Origin of the sequence: Mesorhizobium sp. KR1-2 (assembly GCF_040045035.1) — a bacterium.
In the GTDB taxonomy this organism is placed as follows: Bacteria; Pseudomonadota; Alphaproteobacteria; order Rhizobiales; family Rhizobiaceae; genus Pseudaminobacter.
This window is the reverse complement of the sequence record NZ_JBDZDS010000005.1, coordinates 44063-64370: the sequence shown is the minus strand read 5'-3', so window position 1 is coordinate 64370 and position 20308 is coordinate 44063. Positions and strand designations below refer to the sequence as shown.

Sequence of the window (20308 nt, the reverse complement as noted above, 5' to 3'; positions counted from 1 at the left end):
GTCGATGTCGAAGCGCCTGCTCGGTCTGATCCTTGTCCTGCCCGCCCTTGCGGTCATCGTGCTGCTTTTCCTCGTGCCGCTCGCCGCGTCGGTCGTCGGCGCATTCGTGGCTGATGGGCGCTACGGGCTTGCCAATTTCGAGAAGGCCTTTGCGCTCTACACGCAGGACATCATCTTCACGGTGGTGATCGTCTCCTTCTCGGCATTCATCATCGGTGCGCTGTCGACGGCCATAGCCGGCTATCTGACGCTCGGAGAAAACCCGCGCGCGGTCGCCATTCTGCGCTGGCTTTACCGCTGGCCCATGTTCATTCCCTTCATCGTGGTCGGCCAGGTGCTGCGCACCTTTCTCGCCAAGAACGGCCTGATGAACAATATGCTGATCGGCGCGGGGCTCATCACGCCGATGCAGGCAAGCGGCATGCTGGACTGGCGCGGCATCGTCATTGCCTTCGTCTGGAAACAAACGCCCTTCGTGACGCTTCTGCTGGCGGGCGCCATGGCCTCGCTCGACCGAGGCACCATCGAGGCCGCACGCAATCTCGGCGCCTCGCGCCTGCGCATCCTGTTGGAGATCGTGCTGCCGCAGGTCGCCACCACGCTGGTTGTCGGCCTGATCCTGTCCTTCGTGACCATGATGTCGGTGCTGTCCGTGCCGCTGATGATCAATGCGCAGTCGCCGACCATGATCACCGCCGACATCGCCTTCCGCATCAACGCCTATGGCGATTATGGCGTCGCCAATGCGCTCGGCCTCATTTCGCTCGGCGTGACGGCATGCGTCGCCTGGATCTATCTGCGCCAGACCATGAAGGAGCGGGCATGACCGCGCTGACCAATTCCATCGCCGCGCCGTCGCGCCTGCGCTTCGATCTCTGGTGGCTGCCGCGCGGCATTCTCCTCGGAGTGCTCGCCTTCGCCATCTTCGGGCCGCTGGCAAACCTGCTTTTGTGGGCGGTGACCGAGCGCTGGTACTTTCCGCACACCCTGCCGCTGGAATATGGCTTCAGCTTCTGGGCCCGCGTGTTCTCGCCGCGCGGCAACGCGATGGAATCGCTGACCAACAGCGTCGTCGTCGCGATCCTCACCGTCGTCGTTTCGCTGGCGCTGGCGATCCCTGCTGGCTACGCGCTGGCGCGGCTGAAGCTGCCGCTGCGCGGCCTGATCCTGCTAGCCTTCATGATTCCGCAGGCGTTCCCGAACCTTCCGATCTATGTCAACATCGCGCGTCTTTTCTATGAGATCGGCCTCAACGGCACCGTTGCCGGCGTCGTGCTCGTGCATGTCACGCACGGCCTCGTCTTCGCCGTCTGGATCGCCACAGCGGCCTTCGCGGCGGTCGATGTCGAGCTCGAGCAGGCAGCGCGCTCCATCGGCGCCGGCCCCTTGCGCACATTTCGCGACGTGACCCTGCCGCTTGCCATGCCCGGCCTGATGGCCAGCGCCATCTTCGTCTTTCTGGAATCGCTCGACGAATTCACCGGCAGCTATTTCGTCGGCGCGCCGGATGTGAACATGCTGCCGCTGCTGCTCTACAATGCAGGTGCCGGCGGCAACTACCAGATCGCGTCCATCACCGCGCTGTTGCTTCTCATTCCGTCGGTCGGTTTCATGCTGGTGGTGGAGCGATTCCTGAAGGCCGACGTGCTGTCCAGGGTCGGGCGCTGAGGAGAGCAGGATGGCGGAGGAAACGACAGTGGCGGCCAAGCCCGGCTTCGTCAGCGCCCTGCAGGTCGCGCAGCGTGCGGGCGTATCGCGCTCGGCGGTGTCACGCACCTTTACCCCCGGCGCCAGCGTCTCGCCGGAAACGCGCGAGAAGGTCATGCGCGCGGCCGAGGAACTGGGCTACCAGGTCAACGACCTCGCGCGCGGCCTGCTGGCGAATGCCAGCCGGCTCGTCGGCCTCGTCGTCACCAAGCCCGAGGTCGGCTTCAGGGCGCATCTGATGGCAGCCCTTTCCAGGGCGCTCATCCGGCGCGGCAATGTGCCGATCATCATCGACACCGGCCAGACAGAGCCGGAACTCGACGCCGCCCGCAAGGCGCTGTTCGGCTATCGAGCCGAGGCAACCATCATCCTCTCCGGCTCGCCGCCCTCCTCCTTCGTCGATCTCGCGCGCTGCAATGGCCAGCCGCTGATCGTCATCGGCCGTTCGGAATCCGATTGCGATCATGTCCGCATCGACAACAAGGCGGCGGCACGCGAGGCAGCCGCTCGTTTCGTCGGCCGCGGCTTCAGGAGGCTCGGCCTTGCCGGATCGAAATCCGGCACGCCGAGCATCGTCGAGCGCGAGGACGCGTTCCGCGCCGAGGCGGCCCGCCTCGGAGCGGAAGTAGTTTTCGAGCGCGGCGGCGATTCCGACTATGCGGGCGGGCGCGAAGCGGCGCGCTTGCTGCTGAACCGCCCCGATCGACCGCAGGCGATATTCTGCGTCAACGACCTGATCGCCTTCGGCGTGATGGATGTCGCCCGCCATGAGTTGGGCCTGTCGATACCGCAAGACCTCTCGGTCATCGGCTTCGACGACGTTCCCGAGGCAGCCTGGGACGCCTATGGCCTGACCACCTTCCGGCAGGACCCGGACGTGATGGCGGCCAGGGCAATGGAGTTGCTCGACCGTCGGCAAGGCGATGCAGGCCTTGCACCGACCGTGGTGAAGATCACCGCCCCGCTGATCGTCCGGCAGAGCGCCGCACTTGCCGAGGTTCCCACCGCCGGGCAGGACATTTCGAACCGATGAACACGCACCTATCGATGGATACCGCAATGCCCCCTTCCCCGACCGACGCAGGCCTCCGTTTCGACACTGCCCGCGAGGCTGTGCTGGAGGCCGGCGCACTGGCGCTGTCCTATTTCAACGATCTCGGATCACTCGCCATTGAGGCCAAGACCAACGCGCAGGATGTGGTCAGCATCGCCGACCGCGAGGTGGAAAAGCTGCTGCGCGCGCGCATTGCCGATGCCTTCCCGGACGACGGTTTCCTCGGCGAGGAATTCGGCCTGACCGAGGGCGCTTCCGGCTTCACCTGGGTGGTCGACCCGATCGACGGAACCAGCCCCTTCCTGCACGGCATGACGAGCTGGTGCATCTCGGTGGCGCTGATGAGCGGGCGCAAGACGCTGCTCGGCCTCATCTACGCGCCCTGCGCCGACGAGCTGTTCACTGCCGAGAAGGGCGCGGGCGCGTTCCTCAACGGCCGGCCGATCCGCGTCGAGCCCCTGCGCGACCTGCGCAGCGGCCTTCTCGGCGTAGGCGCAAATCTGCGCGTGCCGCCGCGCCTCATCTCCGGCTTTATCCACCGGCTGCTGGAAAGCGGCGGCATGTTCATCCGCAACGGATCCGGCGCGCTGGCGCTGGCCGACGTCGCCTGCGGCCGGCTAGCGGGCTACTACGAGCCGCACATCAACGCCTGGGACTGCATGGCCGGCCTTTGCCTCATCCGCGAGGCGGGAGGCTGGACGAACGACTTCGCCGCCGACGATCTCCTCGCCGGCGGCCCGGTCATCGCCTGCGCGCCGCGGCTTCGCGCCGAACTCGCCGCCCTGATTGCCTCCGCGGAGCCAGCCGCATGAAGATCATCCAAGTCACCGACCTCCACCTCGTCGCGCCGGGAGAAAAGCTGTTCGACCTCGATCCGCTGACGCGTCTGGAGGACTGCATCGCCGATCTCAACAGCAACCATGCCGACGCCGACCTCGTTGTCTTCTCCGGCGACCTGACGGAGCGGGGCGAAGCGTCGGCCTATGCCTCGCTATCGGACCGGCTCAAGGAGCTTGCCGCTCCCTATCGCCTGATGCTCGGCAACCATGACGATCGCGTGGACTTCCGCGTCGCCTTTCCCGAGGCGCCAGTAACGGGCGGCTTCGTCCAGTCGGTCGCCGATCTGCCGGCTGGCAGGGTGGTGCTTCTCGACACGCATGAGCCTGGCGCGGTCGAAGGCCGGCTCTGCGATGCGCTGGGCATGGAGTGAGTTGCCGCCGGCGACTTGGAAAGATCAAGGCTGCGGTCACCTTGCCGCAGCCTTTTCTTTTGGCCAGCGCAACGAGGCGTCACGGCCTCAGCCGAGCAGCGCCTCGCGAAGCACAACGGCATCGTTGTGGGCTTCATCATGCGCCGAATAGACCAGCGTCACGACGCCGTCTTCGGCCAGCTCGCGCAGACGATCCAGTTCCTGGCCGTGCACGGCAAGTTCGGCGCGATAGCGCCGCTGGAACTCTTCCCACTTTTCAGGATCGTGGCCGAACCATTTGCGCAGTTCGGTGCTTGGGGCGACGTCCTTCATCCAGTCGTCGATTGCGGCGTCCGCCTTGCGGATGCCGCGCGGCCAGAGCCGGTCGACCAGGATGCGGGTTCCATCCTCGGCGGACGGGGCCTCATAGGCTCGCTTGAGCCTCACCCTCTCCGCCGGGATTTTCCCGCCCATGGCCTCAGGCCGGCTGGAAGTTCAGCGCCACGCCGTTGATGCAGTAGCGCAGGCCGGTCGGCGGTGGGCCGTCCTCGAAGACGTGGCCAAGATGGCTGCCGCAGCGCGCGCAATGCACCTCCGTGCGGACCATGCCGTAGCTGCGGTCGACTGTGGTTTCCACCGAACCCTCGACCGGATCGTTGAAGCTCGGCCAGCCGGTGCCGCTTTCGAATTTCAGCTTCGATTCGAACAGCGGCTGGTCGCAGCCGGCGCAGGTGAAGGTCCCGGCCCGCTTCTCGTGGAGCAGCGCACAACTGCCCGGCCGCTCGGTGCCATGGCCGCGCATGACCGCATATTGCTCCGGCGTCAGAAGCGCCCGCCATTCCGCGTCGGTGCGGGTCACCGGATAGCGATGTTCGTCCATCTTTCTCAATCTCCCAGAAATGCCGGGCCGCCCCGTTAAACGGCGGCTGCGCCGAAATGTAGTGCCGCTGCCGTCCCGCCGAAAGGCCAAGTACCGTCTTTCGCTGGCGCTCAGTGCTTCCTCGACAGCTCCCTGGTCGCGCTCTCCAGCCCCGACAGGGTCAGCGGATACATGCGGCCCGCAAAAATCTCGCGGATCATGCCGATGGAATGCGTGTAGCTCCAGTGCTTCTCGGTCGTGGGGTTGAGCCAGACGGCGTTCGGCCATTGCTGGAGCACGCGCTGCAGCCACACCGCGCCGGGCTCCGGGTTCCAGTGCTCGACCGAGCCGCCTGCATAAGAGATCTCGTAGGGGCTCATCGAGGCGTCGCCGACGAAGATCACCTTGTAGTCGTGGCCGTATTTGTGCAGCACGTCGAGCGTCGGGATGACCTCGGCATAGCGGCGGCGATTGTCCTTCCACACGCCCTCATAGAGACAATTGTGGAAGTAGAAATATTCGAGCTGCCGGAATTCGGCCCGCGCCGCGGAGAACAGCTCCTCCACGCTCTTGATGTGGTCGTCCATCGAGCCGCCGACGTCGAAGAACATCAGCAACTTCACCGCGTTGCGGCGCTCGGGACGCGTGCGCACATCGAGATAGCCGTGCTCGGCCGTGGCATGGATCGTGCCGGGCAGGTCGAACTCTTCGTCCGCCCCTTCGCGCACCCAGCGCCTCAGCCGCTTCAGCGCCACCTTGATGTTGCGCGTGCCGATCTCGATCGCGTCGTCGAAATTCCTGAACTCGCGCTTGTCCCACACCTTCACCGCGCGGCGATGGCGGCTTTCGTGCTGGCCGATCCGCACGCCCTCGGGGTTGTAGCCATAGGCGCCGAAGGGCGACGTGCCGCCGGTGCCGATCCATTTCGATCCGCCCTGGTGGCGACCCTTCTGCTCCTGCAGCCGTGCTTTGAGCGTCTCCATCAGCTTCTCGAAGCCGCCTAGCGCCTGGACGAGCTTCTTTTCCTCGTCGGTGAGGTGCTTTTCGGCGAGACGGCGCAGCCATTCCTCCGGAATGTTGGCGACATCGATGGCTCCCTCGCCCGACACCGCCTCCACGCCCTTGAAGACATGGGCAAAAACCTGGTCGAAACGGTCGATATGGCGCTCGTCCTTCACCAGCGCCGAGCGCGCCAGATAGTAAAAGCCCTCGACGTCGTAGTCGACCAGCCCTGCCTCCATGCCTTCGAGCAGCGACAGGTATTCTCGCAACGACACCGGAATCTTGGCCGCCTTGAGTTCGAGGAAGAAGGGTATGAACATGCCTTCACTTTGCGTCGCATCGGCGCGCGAGGCAAGCCGCGCCGGCGCGCCGCTGCAGCGCCACATGTGTAAAAATTCGGATTCAGCCTTTCTTGGTAATTTCCCGTTAGGAATTCGGGCAGTGGGTTCCGATGGGCCGGTTTTGGCCCTCGGACTGTTTTGTTTGCGTACGGGTACCTATGCGTTTCTCTGGCGTGTCAGCAATTCTCTTCGCCTGCATGGCCTTGGCCGGCTGTTCATCCAACTCGGGTCTCGGCGACCTATTGGCACAGGCGCAGCCGCCTTCCCGCGAGACGACGAGTTCCGTCACCAGGCCGAGCAGCCCGGTGCCGGCGGCAAATGTCGAGCCTGTGGTTGCGGAACAGCCGGCACCCAGGATCGAGGTCGAGATGCTTGCGACGCCGCAGATGGCGATGGCCGCCCCCATGCCCGTGCCCATGGCGCTGGTAGCGCCCAGGCTCGAGCCGGAACTGCCCATCCCCTCGGCCAAGCCGGTGGCATTCGTGGCACCGTCGAACCCGGCGGCAGGCACGAAGCCTTACGCGCGCGGACAGATCTATGGCCACCGCTTCCGCGACGCCAAGCCGATCAATTTCGGCAAGGCCTCGCCCAGGGCGCTCGCCGTCCACGGCGTCGACGTTTCCCGCTGGCAGGGCGATATCGACTGGCCGAAGCTGCGCACGCAGGGCGCCAACTTCGCCTACATCAAGGCAACCGACGGCGGCGACTATCTCGACCCGATGTTCAGGAAGAACTGGCGCGCGGCGCACGAGGCCGGGCTGAGGCGCGGCGCCTACCACTTCTTCTACTGGTGCCGGACGGCGGGCGAGCAGGCCGACTGGTTCATCCGCAACGTCCCGCGCGACCCGAACGCCCTGCCGCCGGTCATCGACGTCGAATACAATGGCGAGTCGAGCTGCAAGAAGCGCCTGTCGCCCGAGAAGATACGCGAGAAGATGCAGGTCTTCATGGACAAGCTGGAACGCCACTATGGCCAGCGTCCGATCATCTACACCGCGCCGGACTTCTATCGCGATAATCTTCAGGGCGCATTCCTGGACTATTCCTTCTGGCTGCGCGCAGTGGCGGAGCATCCGTCAAAGGTCTATCCCGGCCGGAAGTGGGTGTTCTGGCAGTATTCGGGGTCCGGCCTTTCGCACGGCGTGGAAGGCAAGATCGACCTCAATGTCTTCCATGGCAGCGAGGAGATGTGGCACCGCTGGGTATCGACACGCTCAAGCTGAAATCTTCGCAGTCCACAAAATTGCGAAGAAACAGTCGCACGAAATTTCGCGATTAGAGAAATTTATACATTTCGATCCAAAGTCTCTGGATGGATTTGCAGCAACTAGAAGAATTGCAGCAAGCAGCCGCGAGCATTCTCGGGAACTGGTGGCAGGATGATCGCCGTTACTGGTGCGCCTATTGCGGAATACCAATGCGCAGGCGCACCACACGGGGAATGCCCCAGCCCCCGACTCTTGCGACCCGCGACCACGTAATTCCCAAGGCTCACCACGGTGGGCTCATAACCATTCCGTCTTGCAAAGCCTGTAACGCATCCAAGGGCACCATGTCGGTGCCCGAATATCTCAATAGCGAAAACTTCAAGCTCCGGCGTAAAGGCAATCACAGGCATCGGTGGCCGGAACATGCGCTTTGGGCGGTTGCCGGCATTGCGGCATTAAAGCGGGCTGCCGTGATGGCACCCAAGACCGCCTCGCAACAAAAAATGCCTGGCAAGAAGCCTTTAGACACCAGCCTCAAGTCAAATCGTATTCGATGAAGCCGGTCTGCCGCGCGACGCGGTCATAAAGCTTGCGCGCCGTGGCGTTGGTTTCGTGCGTCATCCAATAGACATTGGTCACGCCGATCTTGCCCGCTTCCTGCTTCACGGCCTCGATCAGGGCAGCGCCCACACCCTTGCCGCGCGTTTCGGGCGCGGTGAAGAGGTCCTGAAGATAGCAGTTGTTGACGATCGACCAGCCGGAACGGTGATAAAGATAGTGCACCAGCCCGACCGGCTTGCCGTCGATCAGCGCCAGAAAGCCCTTGGGCTCGAACTCGCCTTCGGTGAACAGGCGCTTCCAGGTGGTCTGGTAGACCTCCTCGGGTACCGTCGTCTTGTAGAATTCGAGATAGGCGGTCCAGAGCCGGCGCCATTCGTCATGGTCGGTCTGCTGGAGGGGGCGGATGGTGACGTCGCTCATTGGCTCGGCTTTCTGTCGCTTGTTGCTGGGTTACTGTCCGCAACCTGCCCCAAGCATGGACGCACGGCCAACGGTCCAGAACCGCCAAAAGCGCTGACAGTTGTTACCCCTGCCTTCTCGCCATGAACGCCAGCCGCTCGAACAGATGCACGTCCTGCTCATTCTTGAGCAGTGCGCCGTGCAGCTTGGGCAGCGCGTTCTTCGGGTCGGCGCGCAGGTCGGCCGGATCGACGTCGTCGGCAACCAGCAGCCTGATCCAGTCGAGCGCTTCCGAAGTGGACGGCTTCTTCTTCAGCCCCGGCACGTCGCGCACCTCGTAGAACTGTGTCAGCGCCGCACGCACCAGGCTCTGCTTGATGCCCGGATAGTGAACCTCGACGATCTTGGCGAGCGTCTCGGCATCGGGAAAGCGGATGTAGTGGAAGAAGCAGCGGCGCAGGAAGGCGTCCGGCAGCTCCTTCTCGTTGTTGGAGGTGATGATGACGATAGGGCGGTGCTCCGCACGGATCGTCTCGCCGGTCTCGTAGACGAAGAACTCCATCTTATCGAGTTCCTGCAGCAGGTCGTTCGGGAACTCGATGTCGGCCTTGTCGATCTCGTCGATCAGCAGCACGACCTTGCGGTCGGCGGCGAACGCCTCCCACAGCTTGCCGCGGCGGATATAGTTGGTGATGTCGTTGAAGCGGTCGTCGCCGAGCTGGCTGTCGCGCAGGCGCGAGACGGCGTCATATTCGTAAAGGCCCTGCTGCGCCTTGGTCGTGGACTTGATGTGCCATTCGATGAGGTCGAGGCCCAGTGCCGCCGCCACCTGCTTGGCAAGCTCGGTCTTGCCAGTGCCGGGCTCGCCCTTGACCAGCAGCGGCCGCTCCAGCGCGATCGCCGCGTTGACGGCCACCATCAGATCCTTTTCGGCGACATAGGCCGAAGTGCCTTCGAAACGCATTCCAAACTCCGCTTTCATGTCGGCGGTGACACTAGGTGTCACGAAACCTCGCGGCAAGGCGTGTTGGCCTCAGATAGGGCCTGTTCGCAATCTTGTTGCACTGCAATATATAGAATGGATCGCACCCTCGGACAAAGGACTACGCAATGACCGCCAGGAAGACTGCCATTGTCACCGGATCGACCTCGGGCATCGGCTTGGCGATCGCGAGGGCCTTGGCCGCAGAGGGCTGCAACATCGTCGTCAATTCCTTTTCCGACACGGAAAGCGACCATGCCATCGCCAAGGAGATCGCCGCCGACCACGAGGTCGAGGCTGTCTATATGCAGGCCGACATGTCGAAGCCGGCCGAATGCCGGTCTTTGGTGGCCAAGGCGGCAGAACGCTTCGGCTCGGTGGACGTTCTCGTCAACAATGCCGGCATCCAATATGTCGCGCCGGTCGAGGATTTTCCGATGGAGAAATGGGATGCGATTATCGCGATCAACCTCTCATCGGCCTTCCACACGATCGCGGCCGCCATTCCGTTCATGAAGAAGCAAGGCAAGGGCCGCATCGTCAACATCGCGTCCGTGCATGGCCTCGTCGCCTCGCCGTTCAAGTCAGCCTATGTCTCTGCCAAGCACGGCATCCTCGGGCTCACCAAGACGGTGGCTCTGGAACTGGCGACCTTCGGCATCACCTGCAATGCAATCTGCCCCGGCTACGTGCTGACACCTCTGGTCGAAGGCCAGATCCCCGACCAGATGAAGGCCCACAAGATGGACCGCGAGACAGTCGTCCGCGAGGTCATGCTCGAAAAGCAGCCGACCAAGGAGTTCGTCACAGTCGGGCAGATCAGCGCAGCCGCGGTCTTCCTGTGCTCGGACGCTGCGGCCCAGATCAACGGGACCCACCTTTCCATCGACGGAGGCTGGACGGCGGCCTGAGGCGACGAGGTATTTTCAACCGCACATGGGAACAACGCCATGACTGGAAACAGCAAGGCGGAGGAGAAAAAACCGATCAACATCGCACTTCAGGGCGGCGGCTCGCATGGAGCCTTTTCCTGGGGAGTGCTGGACCGGGTACTGGAGGATGGGCGGCTGGACATCGCCGCCATCTCCGGCACCAGCGCAGGGGCCATGAATGCCGTGGCGGTGGCCGACGGCTGGGTTCGCGACGGCGCGGAGGGCGCGCGCCGGAAGCTTCACGACCTGTGGCGGGCGATAGCGCTGAAGGGCCGGTTCAGCCCGGTGCAGCGCATGCCTTGGGACGTGCTTTGGGGCAACTGGTCGGTCGAGCATACCCCGGGCTACATCTGGCACGACACGTTGTCGCGAGCGCTGTCGCCCTATCTTGCCAATCCACTCAAGCTCAACCCGCTGCGCGACGTGGTCAAGGCTGAGATCGACTTCGACAATGTCCACTCCTGCAAGGCGATCAAGCTTTTCGTCTCGGCCACCAATGTCGAGACCGGGCAGTTGCGCGTCTTCGAGCCGAACGAGATCACGCTCGACGTCATCATGGCTTCGGCCTGTCTGCCGCAAATCTTCCAGGCCGTCGAGATAGACGGCACGCCCTATTGGGACGGCGGCTATGGCGGCAATCCGGCGATCTTCCCATTCTTCAGCGAGACCTCCTGCGAGGACGTGCTCCTGGTGCAGATCAACCCCGTCACCCGCGAAGGCACGCCACGAACCGCCAACGAAATCCAGAACCGCATCGATGAAATCACCTTCAACGCGGCGCTCCTGCGCGAATTCCGCTCGATTGCATTCGTCAAGGAGCTGATTGCCGCCGGCCGGCTGCCGCATGGCGAATACCGTGACATCCGCATGCATCGCATCGATGCCGACGATGCTTTGAAGGACCTGTCGGCCTCCTCGAAGATCAATGCCGAATGGGCATTCCTGGAATATCTGCGCGACCTCGGCCGCAATGCCGCCGACGACTGGCTGGAAGAGAATTTCGACGCGATCGGCAATCGCCCCACGCTCGACCTGACCGACGAGTTCCGCGGCCGCTTCGGACCACTGCGGCATCGCGTTCCCGGCAAGCACGTGCGCGAATTCCTGGCAACGCGCAAGAAGCCCAAGGTGGCGTGACGACAAAGCAAGCGTCTTGACGGCACATGGCTGGGATTTTCGGTAAGCGCGGCATGCTATAGTAACCAGCCGTTGCACGACTGGAAGGAAACGCCATGCAGCTGACCGTCGATGGAAAGCCGATCGAGATCGATGCCGATCCTGACATGCCGCTTCTGTGGGCGCTGCGTGACCTCGCCGGCAAGAGGGGCGTAAAATTCGGCTGCGGTATCGCCCTCTGCGGCGCCTGTACGGTGCACGTCAACGGCGAGGCAGTGCGCTCTTGCATACTGCCGGTCGGCCAGGTGGACGGGCCGGTCGTCACCATCGAAGGCCTTTCGACCGATGGCAAGCTGCATCCGGTGCAGCAGGCCTGGCTGGAGGAGCAGGTGGCGCAATGCGGCTATTGCCAGTCCGGCCAGATCATGAGCGCCGTGGCGCTGCTCGAGCGGACGTCCGAGCCGACCGACTCCGAGATCGACGCGGCGATGAGCGGCAATCTGTGCCGGTGCGGCACCTATCCGAGGATCCGCGCGGCGATCAAACGCGCGGCCTCGATCAAGGCAGGTGCGTGACATGGTCGGAAAGATTGCACGACGCAGCTTCCTGATCGGCGCAGCCGCAATCGCCGGCGGCGTCGCCTTGGGCTACTACACATATCGCAAGCCGTTCCCGAACCCACTCGATGACGAGCTGTCGGGCGGCGAGGCGACCTTCAATCCCTATGTGAAGATCGCGCCGGACAACACCATCACCGTGATCGCCCCGCGCGCCGAAATGGGCCAGGGGGTGGAGACCACGCTCGCTGCATTGGTGGCGGAAGAACTCGACCTCGACCTGGCTGCCATAAACGTCGAGCATGGGCCGGTCGCCTCGGCCTACGCCAACATCGCAATTCTTCGCGACGGCCTGCCCTTCCCCGTCTTCGACCAGTCCACACTGGCCAATCTGGCACGTGACGGCATGGCCGTGGTCGGCAAGTTCCTGGCCGTGCAGGCCACCGGTGGCTCGACGACCACGGTCGACGCCTTCGACAAGATGCGCCATGCCGGCGCCGCCGCCCGCGAGATGCTGAAGGCCGCCGCGGCCAAGGAATTCGGGGTAGCGGCCGCCACGTTGACCACGCGGGACGGCAAGGTCGCCGACCCCGCCTCGGGCCGACGCCTCACCTATGGCGAACTCGCCGCCGCTGCCGCGAAGCTCGCGCCGCCGACGGAGATCGCGCTGCGCGAGCAGGCCGAATGGCGCCTGCTCGGCAAGCCACAGATGCGGACCGACATGCTCGCCAAGGTCACCGGCCAGCCCATCTTCGGCATCGACGTCGATCTGCCGGACATGGTCTTCGGCACCGTGCGCATGAACCCGCATCTCGGCGGGGCGCTCGTCTCGCTGGATGCGTCCGAAGCCGAGAAGATGCCGGGCGTCATCAAGGTCGTGCCGATCAGGACACATCTGGGTAATGGCTTCGGCGTGATCGCCAAGACCACATGGCACGCCTTCCAGGCGGCCGACGCTGTGAAGGTCGAATGGGGCCAGGCCCCCTACCCCGCCGACAGCGCCGGCATGTGGCAGGTGCTGACCGATGCCGCCGCCAACAGCGGCTCGGTGATGCGCAACGACGGCAATGTCGCGGTCGAATTCGCCGACGCGCCGCGCGAACGGCTGATCGAGGCAGAATACCGGGTGCCCTTCCTCGCCCATGCCGCGATGGAGCCGATGAACGCCACCGCGCAATTCAAGGACGGCGTGCTCGACATCTGGGTCCCCAACCAGGCGCCATCGCCGCTGCGCACCGTCTGCGCCCGCGAGGCCGGCATCGCCGAGGCGAAATGCAACGTCCATATCACCTATCTCGGCGGCGGCTTCGGCCGACGGCTGGAGGCCGACTACGCACTCTATGCCACCAAGCTTGCGCAAGTCGCCGATGGCCGTCCGGTGAAGGTGACCTGGACGCGCGAGGAGGACATTACGCACGACACCTACCGGCCCGCCGCGCTCGGCCGCTTCCGCGCCCGGCTGGACGAGGCCGGCATGCCGCTGGCGGTCGACCTGAAGGTCGTCTCGCCTTCGATCATGGCAAGCGTGCTGCCGCGCTTCTATCCGATGCTGGCCGCCTTGGGACCCGACAAGACGCTGACCGACGGCCTGTTCAACCAGCCCTACACGATCCCGAACTACCGCGTCGCCGGCGTGAAGGCGGATCTCACCGTGCCGGTCGGCTTCTGGCGCTCGGTCGGCAATTCCGTCAACGGCTTCTTCCACGAAGCCTTCATGGACGAAATCGCGACGGCCGGGGGCATCGATCCGGTCGAACTGCGCAAGCGGCTGATGGCCGCCCGTCCGACGGCCGTGAAGGTGGTGGAAAAGGTCGCCGCCATGTCGAACTGGGGCGAGAAGCTTCCGGCGGGTAAGGCAAAGGGCTTCGCCTTCGTGCTGAGCTTCGGAAGCTGGGTCGCGGAAGTGGTGCAGATCGCGGACACGCCGCAAGGCATCCGCATCGAAAAGGTCTGGATCGCGGCTGACGTGGGCACAGCGCTCGACCCCGGCATCATCCAGGCACAGCTCACCTCCGCAGCCATTTTCGGCCTGTCGGCAGCGATGGGACAGGAGATCACCTTCGCCGGGGGCATGGTTGAACAATCGAATTTTCATGATTTCGACGTAATGCGCATATCTCAGTGCCCCGAATTCGAGGTGGCCATTCTGGAGAACGCGCCTGAGATGGGAGGCGTCGGGGAGATCGGCACGCCGCCTTCGCTCCCCGCTCTCGCCAACGCCGTCTTTGCCCTTACCGGCAAGCGTATCCGTGAATTGCCGCTGAACAAGGAGGTGACGTTCGCCTGAACCGTCGATTTCCTGGAGAGGGATCGTATGATGCAAGGTTTATGTAACATTGGCGCGCGAAGGGCTCGACCGAGCTCTTGCAGCCGGAAATATTCCGCTGACATGTCGGCTACGCTGAAAGTTAAGCGTCTCTTGGAGACTCTTGTGTCAAGGACGCTTCCTGACAACCCATTGTCAGGATTGGTCGACAGATGAATTTTTCTGACTGTTTTGCGTTTTGACTTTGATGTAGAAACCGCCGCCGACGCGTGCCACGCGACCAAACCGATTTAAATTGGCATTGGACGCTGGTTTAGGCACGCCAAGCTACGACCGTGGTCTCGATGGGGGACCCACATACTGGAAATGATCATGGCCAAGGTTAGGTTCCACAAGCTTGCCGCTATAGGTGTGCTCATCGGCTTTGCCGTCTGGATGGGCACGGGCGAGTTTTCATCCGTCGGCAGCGCCGCGACCGAGAGCGAGAAGTCGCCCGAGGCCGAACAGGTCAAGCCTCCTGTGAGGACTGTGGCCGTCGTTACGCCGGCCCGCACCCTACACGCTCGCGCCATCCGCATGTCCGGCCAGACCGCAGCGGACAAGCGTGCTGTTCTGGCGACGCGCACAGGGGGCATCATCGCCAAGCTGCCGGTAAAGCAGGGCCAGCACGTCAATGCAGGCGATCTGGTGCTGATGCTCGACGCCGAGGAAAAAAACGCGGCCGTCGAGACGGCGAAGCAACTCGTGGTGCAGCGGGAAGCCGAATTCGCCGCCCAGCAGCGGCTGGTCCAGTCCGGCAACTCGCCCAAGCTTCAGGCCGACAGCGTTCGCTCTGCTCTCGCCGCGGCCCGGTCGCAGCTCGAGGCGGCACAGGCAGAGCTTGCCCGCACCCAGGTCAAGGCGCCGTTCGACGGCGTCATCGACCGCGTGCCGGTCGAGCCCGGCAGCTCGATCATGGCCGGGGGCGAAGTCGCTACAATCCTCAGCCTTGACCCGATCGTCGCCAAGGGCGAGCTCAGCGAGCGCGACCTGAGCTATGTCCAGCTCGGCGACGACGCCGAGGTCAAGCTCGTCAATGGCGAGACCGTCAAAGGCACGGTGCGCTACGTCAGCCGTGACGCCTCCGCGCCGACGCGGACGTTCCGCATCGAAGTCGCCGTTCCCAATCCCGAAGGGACGATACCGGCGGGCATGACGGCCGAGATCACCGTGCGCGCCAAGCCGGCCGACGCGGTCATCCTGCCGCGCTCGGTGGTGACGCTCAGCGGCAATGGCGACCTCGGCATTCGCGCCGTCGATCAGGATCACAAGGTCACCTTCCATCCGATCGACCTCATCGACGACACGCCGACCGGGCTGGTGCTTGGCGGAATTCCGACCGACGCCCGCATCATCGTCGCCGGCCAGGACCTGGTCAGCGAGGGCGACACGGTGGACGCCGTCGAGGCCGACGCCGAAACGATCAAGAAGCTGGCCAGCGAAGTGGCCGGAAGCCTCCAGCAATAAAGCCCTTCAGGGCGCTGCCTCTTACGACAAGGGCTCGAAGCATGGGTATCGTTGGCTACGCAATCCGCAATGCGCGGCTTACGCTTTCCTTTATGGTGTTTTTCCTGATCGCCGGCGCGCTGGCCTATCAGTCAATTCCCAAGGAAGCCGAACCGGACGTCAAGATTCCGATCATCTATGTGAGTCTTGCCTATAACGGCATTTCTCCGGAAGACGCGGAGCGCCTTCTGCTGCGGCCGGTCGAGACCAGGATGAAAAGCCTCTCCAACGTCAAGGAGATGCGTTCGGCCGCCTATCAGGGCGGCGGCTATGTGCTGATCGAATACAACGCCGGCGCGGACCTTTCGAACGCGCTGGAAAACGTCCGTGCCAAGGTTCAGGACGCCAAGCGCGACCTGCCGCAGGGTGCGGAGGAACCGACCGTCAATGAGGTCAACCTCTCGGAATTCCCGGTGCTGGTGGTGACGCTGGCCGGCAATGTGCCGGAGCGGGCGCTGACGGCCGCGGCGCGCGAATTGCGCGACCGCATCGAGGAAGTGCCGGGTGTGCTCGAGGCGGCCCTGCAGGGCGCGCGCGACGACCTTGTCGAGGTCATCATCGACCCGGTCAAGCTATCCTCCTACGGCTTGCGACTGGACCAGCTGATCCAGGGCGTGGGCGCCTCCAACAGCCTGGTTGCCGCCGGCAATATCGAAGGTTCCGAAGGCCGCTACGCAATCAAGGTGCCGTCGCTGATCGAGACGCCGGAAGACGTCGCCAACCTGCCGGTCGTGGCAGGGCCCAATGCCGTCGTGAGAGCCCGGGACCTCGCGACCGTGCGTTCCACCTACAAGGACGCCGTGACCGTCACCCGGCTCAACGGCAAGCCGGCGATCGCCATCGAGGTCAAGAAGCGCACCGGCGCCAATCTGGTCGAGACTGTCGACGCGGTTAAGGCCATGGCCGACGAATTTGCCAAGAAGCTGCCCGAGGGCAGCGTCGTCTCCTACAGCCAGGACAAGTCGACCTCGATCCGCCAGCTGCTCGGCGACCTGCAGAACCACGTGATGATTGCCGTCATCCTGGTGTTCATCATCATTCTCTATGCGCTTTCCGGCCGGGCTTCGATGCTGATCGGCCTGGCTATTCCGACCTCGTTCCTGCTCGGAATATTGATGCTCTCGCTGGCCGGTTTCACGGTCAACATCGTGGTGCTGTTCAGCCTGATCCTGGCGGTGGGCATGCTGGTGGACGACGCCATCATCGTCACCGAGTTTGCCGAGCGGCGAATGGCCGAAGGCATGGACAAGAAAGAGGCCTATGCTCTGGCGGCCAACCGCATGGCCGGGCCGGTGATTGCCGCCACCATGACCCGCATCGCGGCCTTCTCGCCGCTGCTGTTCTGGCCGGGCATCGTCGGCGAGTTCATGAAGTACATGCCGATCACGCTGATCGTGACGCTGTCGGCATCGATGCTCTACGCGCTGGTGTTCACACCGACGCTGGGCGCCATCTTCGGCAAGGCGCATCACGAGCCGGAGCACAAGGACGGGCTCTACATGGGCACGGTGAAGGTGGCCGTGCGCCATCCGATCATCACCATGCTTCTGGCGATTGCCCTGCTGGTGGCGGTACCGTGGGTCTATGCCCACAAGGGCAAGGGGGTCGAGTTCTTCCCCAATGTCGAGCCCGAATACGGCCTGCTCTACGTGCACGCCCGCGGCAACCTTTCACTGGCCGAAATGGACGCGGCCGTGAACCAGGCGGAAAAGCGCATTCTCGGCTGGCCTGGCGTCAAGTCGGTTTATACGCGTGCCGGTAAGACGACCGGTGGCGGCAACAATGTCGACGAGGATGTCGTCGGCGTGATCCAGTACGAATTCGTCGATTGGCGCCAGCGCAAGCCGGCGCATGAGGTGCTGAGCGAACTGCGTACCGCTATGGCCGGCATTCCGGGCGTAAGTGTCGAGGTACAGGTGCCCGAGGCTGGGCCGCCGACCGGCAAGGCGATCCAGGTGCGGCTGTCGGCCGTCGACCCCGCAGGCCTCAACGACAAGGCCAAGGAAGTCGCGGCGATGCTGAAGACGATCCCCGGCGTCATCGACGTCTCGGACGGCCTGCCGCCGCCGGGCATCGACTGGGCGCTGAAGATCGACCGCAGCAAGGCCGCGCAATATGGAGTCAGCCCCTTCGCGGTCGGCTCCGTCGTCCAGCTCGTCACCACCGGCCTCAAGCTGTCGGACTACCGCCCCGCGGGCGCCGACGACGCCGTCGACATCCGCCTGCGCCTGCCGGAGGACCGTCGCACGCTGTCGACGCTCGACCAATTGCGCGTGGAAACCGCGCAAGGGTCGGTGCCGATCTCCAACTTCGTCACCCGCGAGCCTCAGCAGAAGGTGGGCATCCTCAACCGTATCGACGGCCAGCGCACCATCGTGGTGCAAGCCAACGTCGCCAGCGGCGTGCAGCCGGCGGCGGCGCAGGCAGCGGTGACCGAAGCGATGAAGAAGATGGACCTCCCCGGCATCCGCTGGAAGCTCGCCGGCCAGGACGAGGAGAGCAAGGCGGCAAGCGCCTTCCTCGGCAAGGCATTCGGCGCGGCGCTGTTCCTGATCTTCATCGTGCTGCTCGCCCAGTTCAACAAGTTCAGCAGCGTGCTGATGGTGTTGTCCTGCGTGGTCATGTCGACGATCGGCGTGTTCCTCGGCCTGCTTATCACCGGCCAGCCATTCGGCATCGTCATGTCGGGCATTGGCGTCATCGCGCTCGCCGGCGTGGTGGTGAACAACAACATCGTGCTGATCGACACCTACGACCGGCTGCGCCACGAGGGCTGGGACAAGTTGGAAGCGGTGCTGCAGACCTGCCGCGAACGCGCCCGCCCGGTGGTGCTGACGGCGCTGTCGGCCATCTTCGGCGTGCTGCCGATCGCCTTTGGCCTCGGGCTGGAAATCTTCCACCACGAGACGACCATCAACGCGCCTTCGACGCAGTGGTGGATCTCGCTGTCGAGCGCCATCGTCTTCGGCCTGTCCTTCGCGACGGTCCTGACGCTGATCGTCACGCCGGCGATGCTGATGGTGTTCACGCGCAGCAAGAACAGCCGCGTAAGTCGGTTCCTCGGCCGCGTGTTCCGCCGCAAGCGGAAGGCCGATGCGGCGGCCGAGGAAAAGGAACTGGCCCTCGACTCCGATACCGTCGCCTATCCCAAGGCTGCCGAATAACGAGACAGCGCCGCACGCCGACCTGAACGGCGTGCGGCGCATCTTTCCGGGCATCCCCCCGTCGCGCCCGCACATTCTTGGCGAAGAAGAGCCTCTCGGCACGAGAGGAACCACAGTATAGGTCCGGCATTGTCCTCCCGTTGAAACGCTTCAATGGAGGGACACCATGACGTTGAGCACTCTTCTCGTCATCATCCTCATTCTAATTCTTATCGGCGCCGTACCGGCTTGGCCGCATTCGCGCGGCTGGGGCTATGGCCCGTCCGGCATCGTCGGCATCATCCTGATCGTGCTGTTGATCCTGTTGCTGATGGGCCGGATCTGACCGGACTGCCACCGACGGACAAACGCCCGCAGCAGGTTTGCTACGGGCGTGCTGAACTCTCGCTTCTGTCAGGCTGCCTTTTCGCTAAGGGCGCCCATAATGCCGAGGTCGGCCAGCGCCTGCGACACGGCCTCATCCAGCGACGTATGCGGAATGGCTCCGATGATGCCTTCCAGCCGCGACGACACCAGCCGGTGCTCTTCGAAGCGCAGATAGGACATCGACAGGATGGCCTTCCACATCGGCATGAACGGGCTACCCGCGCGCAGCACCCACCAGGGCATCGAGGCGAGCTTCAGCTTGCGCCCCAGGGCCTTCTCAGCCGCTGCCATTATCTCGAGGTCGGTCACCGCATGGCCGGGAAAATTCAGATTCTCAAAGGCATCGAGCGTGTCGCGCCTGTCGGCGAGGGCAACGAAGGCCGCCGCGAAATCCGGCAGATATGCCCACTCATGCACCAGATCGATCGGGCCCGGCGCGGTGTAGACGCCCTTGGCTAGCTTGGAGGCGACCACGAGGTCGAACCACGAGCCCGTGCCCTTGCCGCCGAAGAAATCTCCGGCCCTGAGCAGTATGGTGCGAACCCGGCCGGCAGCCGCCTCGCGGCGGAACAGCTCTTCCATGGCAACGCGGATGCGGCCCTTCTCGGTCGTCGGGCGCTCCGGGGTTTCCTCGGTGATGACCGCCGGAATGGGCGATCCGAAATTGTAGACCGTGCCCGGAAAGAGATGCAGGGCGCGGTTGGCATGGCAGGCGGCCATAACGTTCTCCGCCATGGGCAGGCAGGTGCTCCAGTCGGAATAGATGGGGTTGAGCCCGTTGAAGACGATGTCCACGCCTTGCGTGGCTCGGATCAGCGACTGCCTGTCGAGTGCGTTGGCGGCGACGGCTTCCGCCCCGGACAATTCGGCCGGCAGCTTGCCGTCGCGGGTCACTGCGCGCACCTCATATCCGGCATCGAGAAAGGCCTTTGCAACGACCTGGCCAAGCCGGCCACGGGCACCCAGAACTGCGATCTTGGTCATTTCGGTCACTCCTGTTTGTGTGAGTGACCTTCATATGATCCATGCATGGGCGGAAAGAAATTGACTGAAACCGGCG

Annotated in this window: 20 protein-coding genes; 14 read left to right on the top strand and 6 right to left on the bottom strand. The window is 64.0% G+C overall.

Annotated elements, in window-relative coordinates; all coding sequences use genetic code 11:
- Positions 1-4 precede the first annotated feature (4 nt).
- Genes ABLE85_RS11960 through ABLE85_RS11940 form a run of 5 tightly spaced genes read left to right on the top strand, consistent with a single transcriptional unit; the run spans position 5 to position 3971 of the window.
- Positions 5-826 (top strand): ABC transporter permease subunit, encoded by an 822-nt coding sequence (locus tag ABLE85_RS11960; RefSeq protein WP_348792955.1) that lies wholly within the window; start codon positions 5-7, stop codon positions 824-826.
- The gene (locus tag ABLE85_RS11955) at positions 823-1668 is read left to right on the top strand and encodes an ABC transporter permease subunit (protein ID WP_348792954.1); all 846 of its coding nucleotides are present in this window, start codon (positions 823-825) and stop codon (positions 1666-1668) included. Before ABLE85_RS11960 ends, ABLE85_RS11955 begins: the two co-directional genes overlap by 4 nt.
- Positions 1669-1678: 10 nt before the next feature.
- Entirely contained in the window at positions 1679-2740 is a 1062-nt protein-coding gene (locus ABLE85_RS11950) for a LacI family DNA-binding transcriptional regulator (RefSeq protein ID WP_348792953.1), read from the top strand.
- A gap of 26 nt (positions 2741-2766) precedes the next feature.
- The gene (locus ABLE85_RS11945) at positions 2767-3573 is read left to right on the top strand and encodes an inositol monophosphatase (RefSeq protein ID WP_348792952.1); all 807 of its coding nucleotides are present in this window, start codon (positions 2767-2769) and stop codon (positions 3571-3573) included.
- Positions 3570-3971, top strand: coding sequence for a metallophosphoesterase (locus ABLE85_RS11940; RefSeq protein WP_348792951.1), 402 nt, complete (start codon positions 3570-3572; stop codon positions 3969-3971). Before ABLE85_RS11945 ends, ABLE85_RS11940 begins: the two co-directional genes overlap by 4 nt.
- Before the next feature lie 87 nt (positions 3972-4058).
- On the opposite strand, the gene ABLE85_RS11935 is transcribed toward ABLE85_RS11940, so the two are convergent.
- From ABLE85_RS11935 to ABLE85_RS11925, 3 genes are all read right to left on the bottom strand, one after another.
- Complete coding sequence (locus ABLE85_RS11935) at positions 4059-4424, bottom strand: DUF488 domain-containing protein (RefSeq protein WP_348792950.1); 366 nt, start codon at positions 4422-4424, stop codon at positions 4059-4061.
- A 4-nt stretch (positions 4425-4428) separates the two neighbouring features.
- Positions 4429-4830: a peptide-methionine (R)-S-oxide reductase MsrB gene (gene msrB / locus ABLE85_RS11930; RefSeq protein ID WP_348792949.1), complete on the bottom strand. Its 402-nt coding sequence runs from the start codon at positions 4828-4830 to the stop codon at positions 4429-4431.
- A 110-nt stretch (positions 4831-4940) separates the two neighbouring features.
- The gene (locus ABLE85_RS11925; RefSeq protein WP_348793207.1) at positions 4941-6131 is read right to left on the bottom strand and encodes a VWA domain-containing protein; all 1191 of its coding nucleotides are present in this window, start codon (positions 6129-6131) and stop codon (positions 4941-4943) included.
- A gap of 179 nt (positions 6132-6310) precedes the next feature.
- Between ABLE85_RS11925 and ABLE85_RS11920 the strand changes: the two genes are divergently transcribed.
- Complete coding sequence (locus ABLE85_RS11920) at positions 6311-7375, top strand: GH25 family lysozyme (RefSeq protein WP_348792948.1); 1065 nt, start codon at positions 6311-6313, stop codon at positions 7373-7375.
- A gap of 329 nt (positions 7376-7704) precedes the next feature.
- A complete protein-coding gene (locus tag ABLE85_RS11915; RefSeq protein WP_348792947.1) occupies positions 7705-7917 on the top strand; it encodes a hypothetical protein in 213 nt (70 codons plus the stop codon).
- Here ABLE85_RS11915 and ABLE85_RS11910 read toward each other — a convergent pair.
- Together ABLE85_RS11910 and ABLE85_RS11905 are read right to left on the bottom strand one after the other, a co-directional pair.
- Complete coding sequence (locus tag ABLE85_RS11910; protein WP_348792946.1) at positions 7895-8341, bottom strand: GNAT family N-acetyltransferase; 447 nt, start codon at positions 8339-8341, stop codon at positions 7895-7897. The genes ABLE85_RS11915 and ABLE85_RS11910 overlap by 23 nt on opposite strands.
- Positions 8342-8444: 103 nt before the next feature.
- Positions 8445-9284: a MoxR family ATPase gene (locus ABLE85_RS11905; protein ID WP_348792945.1), complete on the bottom strand. Its 840-nt coding sequence runs from the start codon at positions 9282-9284 to the stop codon at positions 8445-8447.
- A 146-nt stretch (positions 9285-9430) separates the two neighbouring features.
- Here ABLE85_RS11905 and ABLE85_RS11900 point away from each other — a divergent pair, with 146 nt between their 5' ends.
- The 7 genes from ABLE85_RS11900 (at position 9431) to ABLE85_RS11870 (ending at position 19207) form a co-directional block, all read left to right on the top strand.
- Positions 9431-10213, top strand: a complete 783-nt coding sequence (locus ABLE85_RS11900; protein WP_348792944.1) for a 3-hydroxybutyrate dehydrogenase — start codon at positions 9431-9433, stop codon at positions 10211-10213.
- A 39-nt stretch (positions 10214-10252) separates the two neighbouring features.
- Positions 10253-11371, top strand: a complete 1119-nt coding sequence (locus ABLE85_RS11895) for a patatin-like phospholipase family protein (protein ID WP_348792943.1) — start codon at positions 10253-10255, stop codon at positions 11369-11371.
- Between the two features lie 95 nt (positions 11372-11466).
- Entirely contained in the window at positions 11467-11925 is a 459-nt protein-coding gene (locus tag ABLE85_RS11890) for a (2Fe-2S)-binding protein (protein WP_348792942.1), read from the top strand.
- 1 nt (position 11926) lies between these two features.
- On the top strand, positions 11927-14194 hold the full coding sequence (locus ABLE85_RS11885) for a xanthine dehydrogenase family protein molybdopterin-binding subunit (protein WP_348792941.1): 2268 nt from the start codon (positions 11927-11929) through the stop codon (positions 14192-14194).
- 351 nt (positions 14195-14545) lie between these two features.
- Entirely contained in the window at positions 14546-15679 is a 1134-nt protein-coding gene (locus ABLE85_RS11880) for an efflux RND transporter periplasmic adaptor subunit (protein ID WP_348792940.1), read from the top strand.
- A gap of 41 nt (positions 15680-15720) precedes the next feature.
- Positions 15721-18882, top strand: a complete 3162-nt coding sequence (locus ABLE85_RS11875; RefSeq protein ID WP_348792939.1) for an efflux RND transporter permease subunit — start codon at positions 15721-15723, stop codon at positions 18880-18882.
- 166 nt (positions 18883-19048) lie between these two features.
- Complete coding sequence (locus ABLE85_RS11870; RefSeq protein ID WP_106725156.1) at positions 19049-19207, top strand: DUF3309 family protein; 159 nt, start codon at positions 19049-19051, stop codon at positions 19205-19207.
- Positions 19208-19275: 68 nt separating this feature from the next.
- Here the strand turns inward: ABLE85_RS11870 and ABLE85_RS11865 are convergent, their stop codons facing one another.
- Entirely contained in the window at positions 19276-20232 is a 957-nt protein-coding gene (locus ABLE85_RS11865; protein ID WP_348792938.1) for an SDR family oxidoreductase, read from the bottom strand.
- Between the last annotated feature and the right edge of the window lie 76 nt (positions 20233-20308).